We start from the raw sequence: 18,540 nt of genomic DNA, 5'->3' as shown, positions 1-18,540 counted from the left end.
GCTCAGATTCAGGCGGCGGCAACGCCGCCTGTCAATATTTACCATTCACCTCAGTCGTTTACTCAAGTATCCTCCTGGCATTGAGGCGTTTGCCGCTAGACTTAGTAGCAGTGAACGATCGCGGATTCAGTAAGGGAGGCAGCGCATCTTGTCATCATTCGACTATCTAAAAACCGCTATTCGCCAGAAGGGCTGCACCCTGCAACAGGTCGCGGCGGCCTGTGGGATGACCAAAGGCTATCTCAGCCAGCTGCTGAACGCCAAAATCAAAAGCCCCAGCGCCCAGAAGCTGGAAGCGCTGCATCGCTTTCTTGGCCTGGAGTTCCCGCGTCGCCAGAAAAGCGTCGGGGTGGTGTTTGGCAAGTTTTACCCGCTGCATACCGGTCATATCTATCTGATCCAGCGCGCCTGTAGCCAGGTGGACGAGCTGCATATCATCATGGGCTACGATGAAACCCGCGACCGGGCGCTGTTTGAAGACAGCGCCATGTCCCAGCAGCCGACGGTGCCGGATCGCCTGCGCTGGCTGTTGCAAACCTTTAAGTACCAGAAAAACATCCGCATCCATGCGTTTAATGAAGAAGGCATGGAGCCTTACCCGCATGGCTGGGACGTCTGGAGCGAGGGGATCTCCGCGTTTATGGCGGAGAAGGGCATTGAGCCGGACTGGATCTACACCTCCGAAGAGGCTGATGCGTCGCAGTATCTCCAGCATCTGGGCATCGAAACGGTGCTGATTGATCCGAAACGCACCTTTATGAACATCAGCGGCGGCCAGATCCGCGAAAACCCGTTCCGCTACTGGGAATATATTCCTACCGAAGTGAAGCCGTTTTTCGTGCGTACCGTGGCTATCTTAGGCGGCGAGTCGAGCGGCAAATCGATGTTGGTAAATAAGCTGGCCAATATCTTCAACACCACCAGCGCCTGGGAATATGGCCGCGACTATGTGTTCTCCCATCTGGGCGGCGACGAGATGGCGCTGCAATATTCTGACTACGACAAAATCGCGCTCGGCCACGCCCAGTACATTGATTTTGCGGTTAAATATGCCAACAAAGTGGCGTTTATCGATACTGATTTCGTCACCACCCAGGCGTTTTGCAAAAAGTACGAAGGGCGCGAACACCCGTTCGTGCAGGCGCTGATTGACGAATACCGCTTCGACCTGGTGATCCTGCTGGAAAACAACACCCCCTGGGTGGCCGATGGCCTGCGCAGCCTTGGCAGTTCCGTGGATCGTCATACCTTTCAGGCATTGCTGGTGGAGATGCTCAACGAGAACAACATCAGCTATGTGCACGTTCAGGAACCGGATTACGACACCCGCTTTTTGCGCTGCGTGGAACTGGTGAAGGATTTGATGGGCGAGGCGGGATAAGGGTGTCAGGGAAACCACTGATACGGTTTCCCTGACTCACCGATTAGTTTGCTGTGATGTTTTCTGTTGCTGTGGTGGTTCCCAGCGTTTGTCGCAGCGACGCCAGCGCGCGGCGGGCCGCCGCAAGCACCTGTTCGCACTGCTCGATGGTCAGCGTTAATGGCGGTTCAACGCGCACCGTTTTGGCGTTAATTAACGTGCCTGCCACCAGCACCTGCTGGCGGAACATCTCGCTGGAAAACTGGTAGCCGATTTCGTTATCCACAAATTCAATCGCCATCAGCATCCCCTGGCCACGCGCGTCAATCACCAGATCCGGATACTGCTGCGCCAGCTCTTTAAAGCCGTCCAGCAATAAATTGCCTTTCTGCTGCGCCTGCGCCGGGAGGTTTTCTTCCAGCAGTACATGGATTGTCGCCAGCGCCGCCGCACAGGAGAGCGGATTGCCGCCAAAGGTGGTGGTGTGCAGGAACGGGTTGTCGAACAGCACCGAAAATACCTCTTCGGTCGCCACCGTCGCGCCAATCGGCATGACGCCGCCGCCCAGCGCTTTCGCCAGACACAAAATGTCCGGCTGCACGTTTTCGTGCTCGCACGCGAACATTTTGCCGGTGCGTCCCATGCCGGTTTGCACTTCATCAAAAATCAGCAGCGCGCCAAACTCATCGCACAGCTTACGCACCGCAGGCAGATAGCCTGGCGGCGGCAGGATCACGCCGCCTTCTCCCTGGATCGGCTCAAGGATCACCGCCGCCACGTCGTCGCCGGTTTTTTTGCAATCCGTAAACAGGGCGCGCATCGCCTCGATATTCCCGAACGCCACGTGGCGGAAACCCGGCAGCAGCGGCATAAACGGCTTGCGGAAATCCGCTTTGGCGGTGGCAGAAAGCGAGCCCAGCGATTTACCGTGGAACGCGCCGCTGGTGGCGACAAAGGTAAATTTCCCGCGCGGCGACTGATAGGCTTTAGCGAGCTTCAGCGCCGCTTCCACCGATTCGGTGCCGCTGTTGCTGAAGAAGCTGTATTTGAGTTTGCCAGGGGTCAAGGTGGCTAAGGTTTTTGCCAACATCGCCCGTAGTGGGTCGAGGAGTTCCTGGCTGTGCAGAGGTTGTTTTTCGAGTTGATGCTGTACGGCGGAAACCACTTTTGGATTACGGTGCCCCACGTTAAAAATGCCGAAACCACCCAGGCAATCGAGAAACTCGTGTCCCTGAGTGTCGACAAGCGTATTCAAACCTCCCGCTTGCCATTCTACGGCTCCGTAATCCCCGCCGGCGGTAACAGACTTTCTGTACTCTAAAAAACCTGGATTAACATGCTGCTGGAAATAGTCGATCACCTCTTTGTTCAGTGTTTTCATCTCCTCATGGCTAAGCGTTCGCTTCTCAATGAGATTCAATGCGTGCGCGGTGCAGGCGAGTGCCGAGGCGCTGTTAGGTAACCTGTTCAAAATGTGCTCCTGGGAATGGCGTATCACGCGATACACAGATCAAGTATTGCAGCATTTGCGCCACTTCGTCGCAGGAGCCGATAAACGGAATAAACGCCAGGGAGAACGCGCGCCGCTTACGATTTAATCTCATCGCAACCGGGGTTTCGGCAGTTTGTGCTATCCACAGCGCCAGAGGGAGAAGAAAAAACAGCGCGGATGCACAATGATGGTGCAGATTGTTGCAAATTTGTGCAATAGCTCCCAAATTCACTTTTTTACCGCATAATCTATCGGGATATTCAAATAGTTGATCGGGTTGATTATTTGCATTGGCACTACTTCTTTGGGGTTATCCTGAGATTTGCGATCTCAATCATATTTAACCGTTAAAGTTATTAATTTTAGCGCCGACATAACATGGCAGTTAAATGATTAACAATAGAATAACCTGCAAAATGGAGCAGCCATGTCGTCGCATTCCCGCGTGACCCAGCGCGAAAAAGTGCTGGATGAAAACACCACCTTAATGTCCACCACCGATCTACAAAGCTTCATCACCCACGCCAATGACACCTTTGTGCAGGTGAGCGGTTATTCTCTGCAGGAACTCACCGGCCAGCCGCATAACCTGGTGCGTCATCCGGATATGCCGAAAGCGGCGTTTGCCGATATGTGGTACACCCTGAAGCAGGGCGAACCCTGGACCGGTATCGTTAAAAACCGCTGTAAAAACGGCGACCATTACTGGGTGCGCGCCAACGCGGTGCCGATGGTGCGCAACGGGAAAACCACCGGCTATATGTCGATTCGCACCCGCGCCACGCCGCAGGAAATCGCCGCCGTCGAACCGCTGTACCAGGCGCTGCGCGAGGGCAAGGCGAAGCGCCGCCTCTATAAAGGGCTGGTGCTGCGCAAACACGTTTTCGGCAAACTGCCCGCCATGCCGTTACGCTGGCGTATCCGCAGCATTATGGGCATTGCCGCGCTGATGTGGCTGGCGCTGAGTGCGTTTGCCATGCCGGGATGGCTGATGACGATTGGGCCGGTAGTGCTTATGGCGCTCGGTTGCCTGGCGCTGGAGTGGCAGGTATCGCGCCCGATTGAGAATGTTGCGCGTCAGGCGTTACAGGTAGCGACGGGGGAGCACAACAGCATTGAGCACTTAAATCGCACCGATGAAGTGGGGCTGACGCTACGGGCCATCGGGCAACTGGGCCTGATGTGCCGCTGGCTGATCAATGACGTCACCAACCAGGTGGAAAATGTGCGTAGCGGCAGCGAAACCCTGGCGCGCGGCAATGAAGATCTCAATGAGCGTACCCGCCAGACAGTGGTGAACGTTCAGCAGACCGTGACTACCATGAATCAGATGGCGACGTCGGTGCAGAACAACTCCCGGACGGCGGTAGATGCTAACAAACTCTCCAGCGAAGCCAGCGATGCGGCACGGCAGGGCGGGCAGGCGATGGAAACGGTGGTCAACACCATGGACGATATCGCTGACAGCACTCAGCGCATCGGGTCGATTACCTCACTGATCAATGATATCGCCTTCCAGACCAATATCCTGGCGCTGAACGCCGCCGTGGAGGCTGCGCGCGCCGGCGAGCAGGGCAAAGGCTTCGCGGTGGTTGCCGGGGAAGTGCGCCATCTGGCGAGCCGCAGCGCCAGCGCTGCCAACGATATCCGCAAACTGATCGATGCCAGCGCCAGTAAAGTGCAGTCCGGCGCGGTACAGGTTCATGAGGCAGGGCGCACCATGCAAAACATTGTGGATCAGGTGCAAAACGTGACGCAGCTGATCGGCCAAATTAGCAGTGCGACATCAGAGCAGGCGCAGGGGTTGTCGGAACTGACCCGCGCGGTGGCGGAGCTGGATGACATCACCAAAAAGAACGCGGTACTGGTTGAAGAAAGCGCGCATGTTTCGTCGATGGTGAAGCATCGCGCGGCGCGGCTGGAGGATGCGGTCACGGTCCTGCAATAACCATTACAGCCAATGCCCTGTTCGCAGGGCATTATTCCTTTGTAAAGCCGCGAAAATTCCATCTTATATCAACCTGATATAAACTACTTTGCTTACTGCCTCTTTAACCGGATCCCCATGAAAAGCGTGACCGCCTCTGTGGCTGAAACCCTGACCCAGGACCTCGCCCTGCGCATTATGCGTGGCGAGCTGCAACCGGGCATGTCTATTCCTGGCGAAAACGAGCTGGCGGTGCAGTACAACGTCTCGCGCACTTCGGTACGCAACGCGCTTCAGGTCCTGGGGGCGAAAGGCATGTTGACCATCCAGGCCAAACGGCGCAGCACCGTGGCGCCCCGCGAACAGTGGAGTTTTCTTGATGCCGACGTGCTGAGCTGGCTGGAGGAGATCGGCATTGATGACGCGCTGATCGAACAGTTGATGATTACGCGTTTGATCTTTGAGCCCAACGCGGCGGCCATGGCGGCGATCAATGCCAGCGGACGTGATCTGGCCGATCTGGAGGAGGCCTGGGAAATCATGTCTCAGGGCCAGCAGCAGGATTCCGCCGATCTGTTTAAACAGGGCGATCTGGCGTTTCATACCGCGATCCTGAAAGCGGGGCACAATCCGTTTCTGTTTTCGGTGGGCAATGCGCTATCCGCCGCAATGCTGTTTTCCTTTAAACGCACGCTGGAGCCGGACGTCACGCTGACGCTGGAAGCCGTGGACGCGCACCGCGAACTGATGGAGTGCATCCGCCTCAAGCAACCCGAGCAGGCGCGCCAGCAGATGCGGAGTATTTTGCTTAGCGCAGCGAAGAAGCATCTCGGGGATCCGCTGCCGGATCGCCTGAATCACTTTTTATCAGCCAACTGATTTTAGCTTTTTAAATGATAAAGCCCCGAATGGGGCTTTTTAGCATCACAATAATCATGTTGATCGCGGCAGGCGATATTACCCGTCCTGTTGTGATGTCGGTGCCGTAGGGTCAGTTTTCCCGCACGACGTTGCCGGCGCGTCTTCACCAGCAATAACGACATGCGTCCTGCCTTCTTCAATAGCGCGAAACAGTTGTTCTGCCCGGGCAGCCTGATGTGCACGATACTGTTCAAGCCAGTCCCCAGAATTTGGGTGTTCGTAAGACATTTGCCCTCCCGTTGGGCTCCAGCCCAACCTCAATGGTTGATCCTTTATGTTTCTTTTTAGTTATAAATCGGCAGTAGACAGTTAATAATTTATGGTCTGCGGGAACGAAGGTATAAAGCCCAACGTTGAAGCGAGTATAATGGTCAATAATTATTCTTTCAACGCATTTAAGAACCCGGGTACCCGCGCCGTTTGGTAATTTGTCTGCTCGTTTATAAGGCGTCTTATTTATTCTGTTAGCTTTGGTATCAAAGGTCACATCATAATGGTGACCATATAATGGGAATATAAATCCCTCTGGAAACAACGCTGCGCAATCATAAGGGTTTACCGTTGTTATCTGTGTAAAACGTACTTCATAATCCACGTCTGCCACTGTAAATCGGGCGACTTGCAATCGTGGAAGTCCATATTCAGCACATTCATCGAAATAAGTCATGATTAATTATCATCCCTCCTTTTCGATATATTAACGCTTCCCCTAACAGACTAAAAAAATACGCGTAAAATTTTCTCTCATTTTACGAGGCATCTTCCGTAATTGCTTTGCGCATTTAAAGATCGGCCCCTTTATCACCCTTAACGCCAGCTTTAGATCCCGATCACAGATCGCAGCGCCGTTTTTCGACTACATTTCTTGTCATACAAGATTGCATGATTTGGATTACAAGATGAGTAAGAACTGGCTGGCGGTGGACTGGGGTACGACGAATTTTCGTGCCTGGCTGATGTGCGATGCAGAAGTGGTTTCTGTCATCAATGCGCCCTGTGGCTTATTGCAGGTTGAAAACGGGCAGTTTGAAGCGGCGCTGCAAACCCATATCGCGTTATGGATTACCGAATACGGCGCGCTGCCGCTGCTGATGGCGGGCATGGTCGGGTCGCAGCAGGGGTGGGTTAACGTGCGTTACTGCACGGGGCGTATTGATGCGCAGCAGCTGGCGCAGGGCGCCCATGCGCTACACACCCGTTGGGGAAGCCAGGCATGGATCTTACCCGGTGTGGCCGGACACAGCGCCGTGGGGTTGCCGGAGGTGATGCGCGGTGAAGAGATTCAACTGGTCGGCCTGATGGCGCTCGAACCGGCAGATAATCATCACGCCATCTTGCCGGGTACGCACAGCAAACACGCCACGGTCACTCATCAGGCTATTGATGATTTTTCCACCTTTATGACCGGCGAGCTGTATCAGCTGTTGATGGCTCACTCCCTGCTGGGCCGCGATTTACCGCCTCAGCAGCCTGACAGCCGCGCCTTTGCGCTTGGTGTCCAGCACAGCGGCCTGGCCGCCCCGCTGAGCCAACTACTGTTTTCGGTACGCACCCTGCGCTTGCGCGGTGATGTGCCGCTATCCGGCGTCGGCGACTATCTGTCCGGACTGTTAATCGGCCAGGAATTGCGCCAGTGCCCCTCAACCCCTCACTGGATCATCGGCAGCGATGCGCTGAACGCCCGCTATCAGCAGGCCGCGTCACAGCTGGGTTTAGTGACGGAAGCCCTGTCCGGCGAGCGCTGTTTTATCGCCGGGATGAACCAGATACGTCTTTATCTACAAGGAATCGAATGATGGATTACCGCGCCTTTTCCACACTGTGGCAGCAAACAGCGCTGCCGCTGGTTGCAATATTACGTGGCCTGACGCCTGAAGACGCGCCCGCCGTGGCCGGGGGCTTGCTGGCGGAAGGCTTTACATGGCTTGAAGTCCCGCTCAACAGCCCGGATGCGTTGACCTCGATCGCGCTGCTGCGCAATCAGGTCGGTAGCCGGGGCTACGTCGGCGCGGGCACGGTGTTAACCGCAGAGCAGGTGGATGCGGTTGCGGACGCGGGCGGACAAATCATTATTTCGCCCAACATGAGCGTGGACGTTATCCGCCGCAGCCGCGAGCGCGGGTTAATCAGCATGCCTGGCGTGATCACACCTTCGGAAGCCTTTACCGCGCTCCAGGCCGGCGCCAGCGCGCTCAAACTGTTCCCGGCGGAAACCATAGAACCCGGCACCCTGAGCGCCTGGCGCGCGGTGTTGCCCGCCGAGGTGGTGTGCCTGCCGGTGGGCGGCATTCAGCCTGATGCTGCGCAAATGCGCGCCTGGCGTAACGCTGGGGCGCAAGGGTTTGGTCTGGGCGGCGGGCTATACCGCCGTGCGGACGACGCTAAGAAAGTACAACAAAAAGCCCGCGACTATCGCGAGGCGTGGCGCAACAGCCACTGATAACAACACAACCCTACAACCTTACTGAGGTCCGTATGAATACAGACTCTACACACAGCGAAGCCCGCCAGAACGAGGTCTACCGTAAAGTGACCCGGCGGCTGATCCCCTTTTTGATCCTGTGCTATTTCTTTGCCTATCTGGACAGGGTAAACGTGGGGTTCGCGAAACTTCACATGCAGGATGCGTTAAACCTGAGTGATACGGTTTACGGCATCGGCGCCGGGATTTTCTTTATCGGCTATTTCATTTTCGAGTTGCCCAGCAACCTGTTGATGCAGCGCTTTGGGCCGCGCTTCTGGATTGCCCGCATCATGGTGAGCTGGGCGGTGCTGTCGTGCCTTACCATGTTTGTCACCACCCCAACCCAGTTTTACATCGTACGCTTTTTGCTGGGTGTGGCAGAAGCGGGCTTCTTCCCGGGGATCGTGTTTTATCTCACTCTGTGGTTCCCGTCGTGGCGCTCGGCGCGCACCCTTGGCCTGTTTATTCTGGTGACCCCGCTGTCGACGATTATCGGCAGCCCGCTGTCCGGGTTAATCCTGAAGATGTTCGAAGGGGTGGGCCATCTGCATAACTGGCAATGGCTGTTCCTGGTGGAAGCCATCCCCTCATTTTTGCTGGCGTTTGTGGTGCTGCGCTACCTGGATAACAACGTGGAATCGGCCCACTGGCTGACGGCGCAAGAGAAGGCCATTATCCAGCGCGATCTGGAGCAGGATCGGATCAATAAGATCGCCGCCAACGCCGGTAAAGCGCCCACCAGCCTGGGCGCCATGTTCAGCAACAAGTTCGTCTGGCTGCTGGCGCTGATCTTCTTCAGCTTCAATATCGGCTATTACGGGATCAACTTCTGGCTGCCGTCGATCATTAAATCCTCCGGTGTGAAGGACGACTTCGCCATTGGCCTGCTGGCGGCGCTGCCGTACATCTTCGGCGCGGCATTTATGGTCTGGAACAGCCGCCATTCGGATCTGAAACAGGAGCGCCGCTGGCATATCGCCATTCCGGCGCTGATCGGCGCGGCAGGGCTGACGCTCAGCGCCTCCTGCAGTGGTTCCACCTTCTGGATGATGGCGTGGATCTGCCTGGCGATGTCCGGCACCTTAGCGCTGATCCCCACCTATATGAGCCTGCCCGGCACGTTGCTTTCCGGCACCGCCGCCGCTGCGGGCATCGCGCTGGTGAACTCCATCGGCAACCTGGCAGGCTTCTTCGGCCCCACGGTGCTGGGCTATCTCAAAGACACCACCGGCAGCGCCAACGCCGGTCTGTATATCCTGGCGGGTTTTCTGGTGCTGTGCGCGCCGCTGATGTTCTTACTGCCCGCCAGGCTGGTAAACCCAAAATCCAAAACCGCTGCGCCGACGCAGCGTGAAGAAACAGGCACGATGAAGAGAGGTCATATATGAGCAGTTGTGGCGCGGGATGCGGCGGCGGTTGTGTCGGCCACTTTAACCCGATTCTCAGTGGTGATGACGGGGCGCTGAAGCGCGCGCTGTATAAATCGATGGGCCATACCGATGAGCAATTGCGTCGGCCCGTGATCGCCGTGGTGAACAGCTATACCAACGCCACGGCAGGCCACGCCAATCTTAATGAGCTGACGGCGGAAGTGCTTAAAGGCATCGATGAAGCTGGCGGGGTGGGCATGGTGTTCGGCACCATCGCGCCCTGCGACGGCATCGCCGAAGGGCATCTCGGGATGCGCTACATCCTGGCGGCCAGGGAAGTGATTGTCAGCTCCATCGAGGTGATGATGCGCGCCCACCGTTTTGACGGCATGGTGCTGCTGGGCTCGTGCGACAAGATCGTCCCGGCGATGTTGATGGCAGCCGCGCGGCTGGATGTCCCGGCGATCCTGGTGAACGGCGGGCCGATGTATCCGGCGGAATATAAAGGTAAACACTGGGATGGCAATATTGTCACCGAGGCCATCGGCTGGAAGCGGCGCGGTGAAATCGATGAAGCGGAATTTCGCCATATCGAAGATATTGCCGAACCGGGGCCGGGTTCCTGCACCATGTATGGCACCGCCAATACGATGTGCTGCATTGCTGAAGTGTTGGGCATGAGCCTGCCGGGCAGCAGCACCTTGCCCGCCATCTCTCGCGAGCGGCGCGACTGCGCTTACGCCACCGGGCTGAGGGCGGTGGATCTGGTGAAAAACGGCGTTAACGCCCGGCAGATCATCACCCGGGAAGCGATCCACAACGCCATGGTGTATCTGCTGGCGACGGGCGGTTCCACTAACGCGATCCTGCATCTACAGGCGATCTATTACGAAGCCGAACTGGGCGAACTGCCGCTCGCCGCGTTTGACCAACTGAGCTACAACGTGCCGCTGGTGGCATCGCTCTACCCGGCGTCTGAGCACGATATGATCGATTTCTGGGAAGCGGGCGGCGTGGCGGCGGTAGAAAAAGAGATCGCCTCGCTGCTGCATACCGACTGCCTGACGGTGAACGGCCAGACCAAAGGCGAATGGCTGGCGCAGGTTCCGCGCTCGCGCCGCCCGGAGGTGATCCACACGCTGGCGATCCCGGTGCGTAATGAAGCGGGCGTGGCGGTGCTGCACGGCAACCTCTCGCCGCTGGGCTGTGTGGTGAAACCGGCGGCGGTGCCGGCGCATCTGATGATGTTTTCCGGGCCTGCTGTCGTATTCAACAGCGAAGACGAAGCGGTCGAGGCGATCCTGTCCGGCGATATTCAGCCGGGCAGCGTGCTGGTGCTGCGCTATGAGGGGCCGAAAGGCGGGCCGGGGATGCCGGAAATGTACAAGCCGATGAAGTGCCTGGAAGGGATGGGCTTATCCGACAGCTGCGCGTTAATCACCGATGGGCGTTTTTCCGGCTCCAATCGCGGGTTATTCGTCGGGCATATTTCGCCAGAAGCCAGTGACGGCGGCGTGCTGGCGCTGGTCGCGCAGGGCGACATCATTACCATCAATATCCCTGAGCGTACATTGACGTTGCAGGTCGATGAAACCGAACTGGCGGCGCGTCAGGCCCGCTGGCAACCAATAGACAAACAGGTGCCGCGCGGCTTTTTACGGTTGTATCGCCGCTGGGCCGCCCCTGCCGCACAGGGCGCGGTGCTGGCTGACCGGGAGGAGACATTATGAGCAGCGTTGCCGCGATTAAAGGCGTTAACCCTATTGCTGCTGTGCCGTTTCGCGCCGATGGCGAGCTGGATGAAACCAGCTTCAGCAACATGTTGGCGCATCTGGCGCAGACCGGTATCGATGGCCTCACGTTGTTCGGCATCGCCAGCGAATTCCCCAAGCTGGCGGATGACGAGCGCGAGCGGCTGGCGGCGCGGTTTATCAGCGATCTCGCGGACAGCGGGGTGTTTCGCGCCATCTCGGTGACCGATCATTCGACGGAGCTGGCGGTGAAGCGTGCGCGCCGCTACCAGCAAATGGGCGCAGACGCGCTAATGCTGCTGCCGCCATTTTTCCTGAAACCCAGCCCGGAGGCAGTGGCGAGCCATATCAACCAGGTGCTGGAGGCGGTCGCCATCCCGGTCATGGTGCAGTATGCTCCCGGCGAAACCGGCCTGCCGATACCGCCTGAAGAGCTGGCGCGCGTGGCGCAGCGCTATCCGCACGCGGTATTTAAAATCGAATGCAATCCGCCGGTGGACTATACCCGTGCATTTTTGCAGCAGGCGCCCGGCGCTCATGTGCTGAACGGCTATGCCGGGCTGTATATGTTGCAGATGCTGGCGGCGGGCGGCAAGGGCGTGATGCCCGGCTGCTCGTTCAGCGAGGTGTACGTGCAGATCTACCGCGCCTGGCGTGAGGGGCACGTCGCCCGGGCGGAGGCGTTGCATCGGCGTTTGCTGCCGTGGATCACCCGCTGGATGAGCCACTGCGAGTACATTATTCAGGTGGAGAAAACCCTTCTTCAGCAGCGGGGCATTATCGCCAGCGACTATTGCCGTCACCCCGGCTGGATGCTAACGCCTGAAGATTGTCAGGACATTGAGACCTTTTCAGCGATGTTCCTGTAATCATCCATGGCCGCCGTCCGGCGGCCTTACAGCTGGGCAATTTCCAGAGCGGCTCTGTCGATCACGCCAACAATCCGCTTCAGCGTCTGGGCATCGATTTCCGACTGGTTTACCCGCAAATCCAGCACCGCTTTCATATTATCCAGCGCGCGTTTTAAATCCGGGTTTTTACGCAGCTCATGCCCGATGGCGCGCGCCGTCATGCGGGCGCGGATGTGTTCGAGATGCTCGCGATTGTCGTTAAGCCAGGCCTCGCCGTCCGGCGTGATAGCGATTTTTTTACGTCCGGCATCGTCGTCGCTGAACGCGATAAACGCATGTTCTTCAAGAAAATCCAGCGTTGGGTAGATCACGCCGGGGCTGGGCGTGTAGTGGCCGCCGGTCAGGGCTTCAATCTCTTTAATCAATTCATAACCGTGGCTCGCGCCGCGCGTCAAAATATCTAACAGCACCACACGCAGTTCGCCGTGACCAAAAAAGCGTGCGCGCCGTTTACGCCCTTCGCCGCCGTGACCACGTTTTTCGCAAGGTTCATGATGGCGTTCGTCGTCGTGAGCGTGACAGTGATGGGTATGCCGGTGTTGATGTCTCATGGTTGGCTCCTTGATTAGATATATCTAATTTATATCTAAAAAGAGAAATAACACAACCTTCAATACTATTAAAAATATTAACTGTATGTTTTTGAATGTGATTTATTGCTGTTTTAACGATCCGTGCCCAATTGATTATGCACTCTAAAAAAAACTTGCCAGCCGCACAGATAACAATCATTATCATTTAAAATTCGATATATCTAAACTTAGCGAGCTGGATTGACTATGACAACTTCTTACCCTCAGCGTGTGCGCAATGAGCTGCGCTTTCGCGAAATTACCGTTTTAAGCAGCAGCCATGTCAGCGGCTTTCAGCGTATCGTCTTTGGCGGCGACGCGCTGGCGGGCTTTTCTTCGCAGGGCTTTGACGATCACATCAAGCTGTTTTTCCCGGAACCGGGCCAACCGTTTACCCCGCCGGACATCACCGAGTCGGGGATTGTCTGGCCCGGGGATGCGCGCCCGCAATCCCGCGATTACACGCCGCTGTTTGATGAGCAAACCCAGCAACTGACCATAGATTTCTGGGTGCACGACGGCGGCGTGGCAAGCGCCTGGGCCGTGGCGGCGCGCCCTGGCGATACGCTGTGCATCGGCGGGCCGCGCGGTTCGCTGGTGGTGCCGCTGGAATATTCGTGGCAGCTCTACGTGTGTGATGAGTCCGGCTTACCGGCGCTGCGCCGCCGTCTGGAAGCGCTGCGCGCCGCTGGCGTGAATGCGCAATGCCGCGCCATTGTCAGCGTCGCCAGTGAAGCCAGCAAAGGCTATCTGGCTCATCTCGATCAGACGACTATCGACTGGGTGGTTGGGCATGACGCGGCGGCGGTAGAGCAGCACCTGGCGGCCATCACCTGGCCGACGGAGGATTACTTTGTCTGGATCACCGGGGAAGGCAAGCGGGCGAAAAGCCTGGCAGATCGCTACACCCATCAGCTCGATCAGCAGTTAGTACGCGCCGTCGCTTACTGGCACGCCTGATCCCCGTCGTTAAATTACGGCAAGCTGTTCCATAGCTTGCCGTTTTGTTACATCCGTTACATATTACCAACATGAATATTGCCTCCTGAATCTGATGGCGCATTATGGCGCGGTTGAGCAAGGGGAAGCGTCATGATTGGTGTGGTGTTAGTGGATGACCATGTGGTCGTTCGATCGGGTTTCGTCCAGCTCCTCAGCCTGGAAGAGGACATTAAGGTGCTGGGCCAGTACAGTAGCGCCGCCGAAGCGTGGCCGGTGTTATCGCGCCAGCCGGTGGATGTGGCGGTGCTGGATGTGGCGATGCCCGATGAAAACGGATTAAGCTTGCTTAAGCGTCTGCGCGCCCGTCAGCCGGGTTTTCGCGCTATTATCCTGAGCATCTACGACACCCCGGCGTTTGTGCAAAGCGCGCTGGATGCCGGTGCGTGCGGTTATTTAACCAAGCGCTGCGGCCCGGAGGAACTGGTGCATGCCGTGCGCTCGGTGGGGCTGGGCGGGCATTACCTGTGCGCCGATGCGTTAAAAGCGCTGCGCGGCGGTGCGGAACCGGCCCGGGTATTGCAGGTATTAACGCCCCGCGAGCGGGAGGTTTTTGATCTGCTGGTACGTGGCGAGAGCGTCAAATCCATCGCGCTACAGCTCGATCTCAGCCATAAAACGGTCCACGTCCATCGGGCCAACGTGCTGGGCAAATTGCAATGCGCCACCACCATTGAACTGGTGCATTTCGCCCTGGAACATCAGTTGCTGACGGGGCATTGATGCGCCGCTCCCTGCGCCAGATCGTCCTGTCACTGTTCATCATGCTCGCCTGGGGCCCAGGCTGGCTGATGCTCTGGACCATCAGTTTTTACCTCACCCGCAACGGCCAGCAGGCGGCGCTGCTGTTGCCCCACGGCGTCCAGTTGGCGCTGCTGATTTTGCTGGCGCGCCGCTACTGGCCTGCGCTGTTTATCCCGCAAATTGGTCTGTCGCTGTGGCTGTGGCACGAGCAGTTGATTAACGGCGGCGCAATCGCGCTTGCGCCAGTGATCACCGCCATTCCGGCGCTACTGACCCAGCATTTCTGGCACCGCTTTCCGCTTTACTGGCAACGGCTATCGCTACTGTTAAGCGCGGTAGCGGGGTCGGCATTGCTTAACACGCTGCTGCTAACGCCGGTTATCGAAAGCCGCGCCACGCTGATCTTGCTGGCGTCGTTCACCGGCGGCGTGTTGCTGACGCCGTTTGTCTATCTGGTGTTTGACTATTTGCGCCAGCAGCATCGCTATCAGCTATTAGGACTGGAAACCCGCAATCCGCCGCTGCGTACCTCGCTGATCCTCTGGTGCAGCCTATTTTTTATTATCGGCATCGGCACCCAGATGGTGCTGTCGCCGGAAATCGAACGGCTGCTGTTAATCGTGGTGTTTTTACCCAACGTGGTGATGGCGTGGAAATTCGGCTGGCAGGGCGGGGTGCTGGCGGCGCTGATCGGCAGCATGATGATCACCACCGCGCGCCAGGTAGGCAGCGGTTTTAGCGACTTAATGGAGCTGGAAATTTTCCTCTCCACCCAGGCGCTGCTGGGCATCGGTCTCGGCATCGCTATCAGCCGTCAGGAGCAGTTGGCCAGCAATCTCGACCACTACCGCCAGCGGCTGGAAGTGGAGCTGGACGCGCGCCGGGCACTCACCGAAAAGCTGATCCACGCCGAAGAAGACACCCGCAAGCTGCTGGCCCGGGAACTGCACGATGAGATCGGTCAAAACATCACGGCGATCCAAATCCAGTCGCAGCTGGTGAAACGGGTGAGCGATAACCGCACCGCGTTGATGGCGGGAGAGCAAATCAGCGAACTGGCCCAGCGCATTCACCACTCCACGCGCCAACTGTTGCGCCAGCTGCGCCCGCCGGTGCTCGATCAGATGGCGCTTGATGAAGCGCTGCATCATCTGGTGCGTGAATTCGCGTTCCCCGAACGCGGCATTCGCTGCCGCTTCCACTATCAACTCGCCGCGCCCCCGCACAACGAAACCGTGGTGTTTACCCTGTATCGCCTGTTGCAGGAACTGTTGAACAACGTTGCTAAACACGCGCAGGCCACGGAGGTGGAGATCACCCTCAGCCAGTCGCCCGGCTTTGTGCATCTGGTGGTGAGCGATAACGGCGTCGGCGTACCGCCAGGCCGCGCGCCGGGCTTTGGCATTCAGGGAATGAGTGAACGGGTACAGGCGCTGGGCGGCGAACTGCTGCTGGAAAGCCAGCCAGGCGTGCGGGTAACTGTTAACTTGCCCACACTTTTGCCACAAAAACCGCTGTAACCAGGAAAAAGTCTTAGTCATCCTGGAACGACTCTCATCCCTTTTCGCGGGCCATTTCCTACATTCATCTGGCCGGAGACAGCCATGGACCACGTAACTATGTCCAATGCAGACATCGCCAAACGCTATCGCGCCGTCAGGCCGCGGCTGCTGTTGGTTATGATTGTCGGCTATGCGGCGTTTTACCTGACGCGCAAAAGCCTGAACTTCATCCTGCCCGCGCTCCAGCTCGATTTGGGGTTGAGCAAAAGCGATATCGGCCTGTTGGGATCGCTGTTTTATCTCTCCTACGGGCTGTCGAAATTCGCGGCGGGATTATGGCATGACGCCCACGGTCAGCGGTCGTTTATGGGGATCGGTCTGTTTGCCACCGGCCTTTTGAACGTGCTGTTCGCGTTTGGCGACAGCCTGATGCTGCTGCTGATTATCTGGACGCTGAACGGCTTTTTTCAGGGCTGGGGCTGGCCGCCCTGCGCAAGATTATTAACCCACTGGTATTCGCGCAACGAGCGCGGCTTCTGGTGGGGATGTTGGAACACCTCCATCAACATTGGCGGGGCGATTATCCCGCTGATCAGCGCGCTGGCCGCGCACTGGTGGGGATGGCAGGCCGCGATGCTGACACCAGGGATCATCAGCATGGCGTTAGGCGTTTGGCTGTACCGGCAATTGCCTGGCACGCCGAACGAAGAGGGGTTACCGGGGGTGGGAGAGTGGCGGCACGACCCGCTGGAACTGCGCCAACAAGAGCGCAGTCCACCGATGTCGCTGTGGGCCATGTTACGCACCACCATGCTGCAAAACCCGATGATCTGGCTGTTGGCCGGGTCGTATGTGCTGGTGTATCTGATTCGCATCGCGCTGAACGACTGGGGCAACATCTGGCTTTCTGAAACCCATGGCGTCAATTTACTCAGCGCCAACGCCACGGTGATGCTGTTTGAAGTGGGTGGATTGCTGGGGGCGTTGTTCGCCGGATGGGGCTCGGATTTGCTGTTCAGCGGGCAACGCGCGCCGATGATTTTGCTGTTTACCCTCGGGTTGATGGTGTCGGTGACTGCGCTGTGGCTCGCGCCGGTTCACCACTATGCATTACTGGCGATGTGTTTCTTCGCCATCGGCTTTTTTGTTTTTGGCCCGCAGATGTTGATTGGTCTTGCGGCCGTGGAATGCGGTCATAAAGGGGCTGCGGGCTCGATTACCGGTTTTCTCGGCCTGTTTGCCTACTTAGGGGCGGCGCTGGCCGGTTGGCCGCTGTCGAAACTCACCGAAGTGTACGGTTGGTCCGGTATGTTTGTGCTGTTGTCGGTGGCCGCCGTGTTGATTGGATTATTGCTGATGCCGCTGCTAATGGCGGGCATCAGCGCACAGGACCGCCAGTATCACGCCACGGACCCGGCGAGCTTACCTCCAGACACCTGACAGAAGGATAACAAAATGAAATTGACAGCCCTCTCTGCTCTGATTGCCGCAGGCGTGACGCTGGCGACATTCAGCCACGCGGCGGACGCGAAAGGACGTTTAGTGGTGTATTGCAGCGCCACCAATGAAATGTGTGAAGTGGAAACCAAAGCGTTCGGCGAGAAATACGACGTGAAAACCTCGTTTATCCGCAACGGCTCGGGCAGTACGCTGGCGAAAGTGGACGCTGAGAAGAAGAACCCGCAGGCGGATGTGTGGTACGGCGGAACGCTGGACCCGCAGTCTCAGGCCGGTGAAATGGGCCTGCTGGAAGCCTACAAGTCGCCGAACCTGGAACAGATTATGGAGAAATTCCGCGATCCGGCCAAAGTGAAAGGCAACCTGTCGTCGGCGGTTTACGTGGGCATTCTCGGCTTTGGGGTCAACACCCAGCGCCTGAAAGAGAAAAACCTGCCGGTGCCGAAATGCTGGAAAGATCTGACTAAGCCGGAATACAAAGGCGAAATCCAGATTGCCGATCCGCAGAGCTCCGGCACGGCCTACACCGCGCTGGCGACTTTTGTGCAGTTGTGGGGTGAAGATCAGGCGTTTGATTACCTGAAACAGCTTAACGGCAATATCTCCCAGTACACCAAATCCGGCATTGCCCCGGCGCGTAACGCCGCCCGTGGCGAAACCGCCATCGGCATCGGCTTCTTGCACGACTATTCGCTGGAAAAAGAGCAGGGCGCGCCGCTGGAGCTGATTTCCCCGTGCGAAGGCACCGGTTATGAGATCGGCGGCGTCAGCGTTCTGAAAGGCGCGCGCAACATCGACAACGCCAAACTGTTCGTGGACTGGGTGCTGTCGAAAGAAGCCCAGGAACTGGCGTGGAAGAAGGGTAAGTCTTACCAGATCCTGACCAACACCACGGCGGAAACCTCGCCGCTGTCCCTGAAGCTCGACGATCTGAAACTGATCAACTACGACATGGACAAATACGGCTCCACTGACACGCGTAAGGCGCTGATCAACAAGTGGGTCAACGACGTGAAGATGGGCAAGTAACCGTACGCGGGTGAGTTCCTCACCCGCCTTTTCCCCCTGC

17 protein-coding genes are annotated in these 18,540 nt (G+C 57.5%); 13 read left to right on the top strand and 4 right to left on the bottom strand.

The window, feature by feature from the left end:
* Window positions 1-148 precede the first annotated feature (148 nt).
* Entirely contained in the window at window positions 149-1,381 is a 1,233-nt protein-coding gene (gene nadR / locus FHW74_RS06205) for a multifunctional transcriptional regulator/nicotinamide-nucleotide adenylyltransferase/ribosylnicotinamide kinase NadR (RefSeq protein ID WP_183169645.1), read from the top strand.
* A 43-nt stretch (window positions 1,382-1,424) separates the two neighbouring features.
* Here the strand turns inward: nadR and ygjG are convergent, their stop codons facing one another.
* Both ygjG and FHW74_RS06195 read right to left on the bottom strand, forming a co-directional pair.
* The gene (gene ygjG, locus FHW74_RS06200; protein ID WP_221192264.1) at window positions 1,425-2,831 is read right to left on the bottom strand and encodes a putrescine aminotransferase; all 1,407 of its coding nucleotides are present in this window, start codon (window positions 2,829-2,831) and stop codon (window positions 1,425-1,427) included.
* Window positions 2,815-3,084: a hypothetical protein gene (locus tag FHW74_RS06195; RefSeq protein WP_183169643.1), complete on the bottom strand. Its 270-nt coding sequence runs from the start codon at window positions 3,082-3,084 to the stop codon at window positions 2,815-2,817. The genes ygjG and FHW74_RS06195 overlap by 17 nt, the downstream gene beginning before the upstream one ends.
* A 195-nt stretch (window positions 3,085-3,279) precedes the next feature.
* Here FHW74_RS06195 and FHW74_RS06190 point away from each other — a divergent pair, with 195 nt between their 5' ends.
* Together FHW74_RS06190 and FHW74_RS06185 are read left to right on the top strand one after the other, a co-directional pair.
* Window positions 3,280-4,800: a PAS domain-containing methyl-accepting chemotaxis protein gene (locus FHW74_RS06190; protein WP_183169642.1), complete on the top strand. Its 1,521-nt coding sequence runs from the start codon at window positions 3,280-3,282 to the stop codon at window positions 4,798-4,800.
* A 117-nt stretch (window positions 4,801-4,917) separates the two neighbouring features.
* The gene (locus tag FHW74_RS06185; RefSeq protein ID WP_183169641.1) at window positions 4,918-5,658 is read left to right on the top strand and encodes a FadR/GntR family transcriptional regulator; all 741 of its coding nucleotides are present in this window, start codon (window positions 4,918-4,920) and stop codon (window positions 5,656-5,658) included.
* A 232-nt stretch (window positions 5,659-5,890) separates the two neighbouring features.
* Here the strand turns inward: FHW74_RS06185 and FHW74_RS06180 are convergent, their stop codons facing one another.
* A complete protein-coding gene (locus tag FHW74_RS06180; protein ID WP_183169640.1) occupies window positions 5,891-6,367 on the bottom strand; it encodes a hypothetical protein in 477 nt (158 codons plus the stop codon).
* A 232-nt stretch (window positions 6,368-6,599) separates the two neighbouring features.
* Between FHW74_RS06180 and FHW74_RS06175 the strand changes: the two genes are divergently transcribed.
* The 5 genes from FHW74_RS06175 to FHW74_RS06155 are packed head-to-tail and all read left to right on the top strand — an operon-like array spanning window position 6,600 to window position 12,154.
* Window positions 6,600-7,496: a 2-dehydro-3-deoxygalactonokinase gene (locus tag FHW74_RS06175; protein ID WP_183169639.1), complete on the top strand. Its 897-nt coding sequence runs from the start codon at window positions 6,600-6,602 to the stop codon at window positions 7,494-7,496.
* Window positions 7,493-8,140 carry a 2-dehydro-3-deoxy-6-phosphogalactonate aldolase gene (locus tag FHW74_RS06170; RefSeq protein ID WP_255459867.1) on the top strand — a complete coding sequence of 216 codons (648 nt, stop codon included), beginning with the start codon at window positions 7,493-7,495 and terminating at the stop codon, window positions 8,138-8,140. Before FHW74_RS06175 ends, FHW74_RS06170 begins: the two co-directional genes overlap by 4 nt.
* Window positions 8,141-8,175: 35 nt before the next feature.
* Entirely contained in the window at window positions 8,176-9,552 is a 1,377-nt protein-coding gene (locus tag FHW74_RS06165) for an MFS transporter (protein WP_183169638.1), read from the top strand.
* Window positions 9,549-11,264, top strand: coding sequence for a dihydroxy-acid dehydratase (gene ilvD / locus FHW74_RS06160; protein ID WP_183169637.1), 1,716 nt, complete (start codon window positions 9,549-9,551; stop codon window positions 11,262-11,264). Before FHW74_RS06165 ends, ilvD begins: the two co-directional genes overlap by 4 nt.
* Entirely contained in the window at window positions 11,261-12,154 is an 894-nt protein-coding gene (locus FHW74_RS06155) for a dihydrodipicolinate synthase family protein (protein WP_183169636.1), read from the top strand. Before ilvD ends, FHW74_RS06155 begins: the two co-directional genes overlap by 4 nt.
* 26 nt (window positions 12,155-12,180) lie before the next feature.
* Here the strand turns inward: FHW74_RS06155 and FHW74_RS06150 are convergent, their stop codons facing one another.
* Window positions 12,181-12,747 (bottom strand): PadR family transcriptional regulator, encoded by a 567-nt coding sequence (locus tag FHW74_RS06150; RefSeq protein WP_183169635.1) that lies wholly within the window; start codon window positions 12,745-12,747, stop codon window positions 12,181-12,183.
* A 228-nt stretch (window positions 12,748-12,975) separates the two neighbouring features.
* Here FHW74_RS06150 and FHW74_RS06145 point away from each other — a divergent pair, with 228 nt between their 5' ends.
* The 5 genes from FHW74_RS06145 to FHW74_RS06125 all read left to right on the top strand — a co-directional run bounded on the left by FHW74_RS06145 (window position 12,976) and on the right by FHW74_RS06125 (window position 18,500).
* Window positions 12,976-13,728, top strand: coding sequence for a siderophore-interacting protein (locus tag FHW74_RS06145; RefSeq protein ID WP_183169634.1), 753 nt, complete (start codon window positions 12,976-12,978; stop codon window positions 13,726-13,728).
* A 132-nt stretch (window positions 13,729-13,860) separates the two neighbouring features.
* Complete coding sequence (locus FHW74_RS06140; protein WP_183169633.1) at window positions 13,861-14,490, top strand: response regulator transcription factor; 630 nt, start codon at window positions 13,861-13,863, stop codon at window positions 14,488-14,490.
* Window positions 14,490-16,031, top strand: coding sequence for an MASE1 domain-containing protein (locus FHW74_RS06135; RefSeq protein WP_183169632.1), 1,542 nt, complete (start codon window positions 14,490-14,492; stop codon window positions 16,029-16,031). Before FHW74_RS06140 ends, FHW74_RS06135 begins: the two co-directional genes overlap by 1 nt.
* A gap of 99 nt (window positions 16,032-16,130) precedes the next feature.
* Complete coding sequence (uhpC, locus tag FHW74_RS06130; protein ID WP_183169949.1) at window positions 16,131-17,453, top strand: MFS transporter family glucose-6-phosphate receptor UhpC; 1,323 nt, start codon at window positions 16,131-16,133, stop codon at window positions 17,451-17,453.
* A gap of 15 nt (window positions 17,454-17,468) precedes the next feature.
* The gene (locus tag FHW74_RS06125; protein ID WP_183169631.1) at window positions 17,469-18,500 is read left to right on the top strand and encodes an ABC transporter substrate-binding protein; all 1,032 of its coding nucleotides are present in this window, start codon (window positions 17,469-17,471) and stop codon (window positions 18,498-18,500) included.
* Window positions 18,501-18,540 lie beyond the last annotated feature (40 nt).

Origin of the sequence: Atlantibacter sp. RC6, assembly GCF_014193285.1 — a bacterium.
GTDB lineage: Bacteria > Pseudomonadota > Gammaproteobacteria > Enterobacterales > Enterobacteriaceae > Atlantibacter.
The sequence above is the reverse complement of the archived record's forward strand: the minus strand, read 5'-3'. Positions and strand labels throughout refer to the sequence as shown.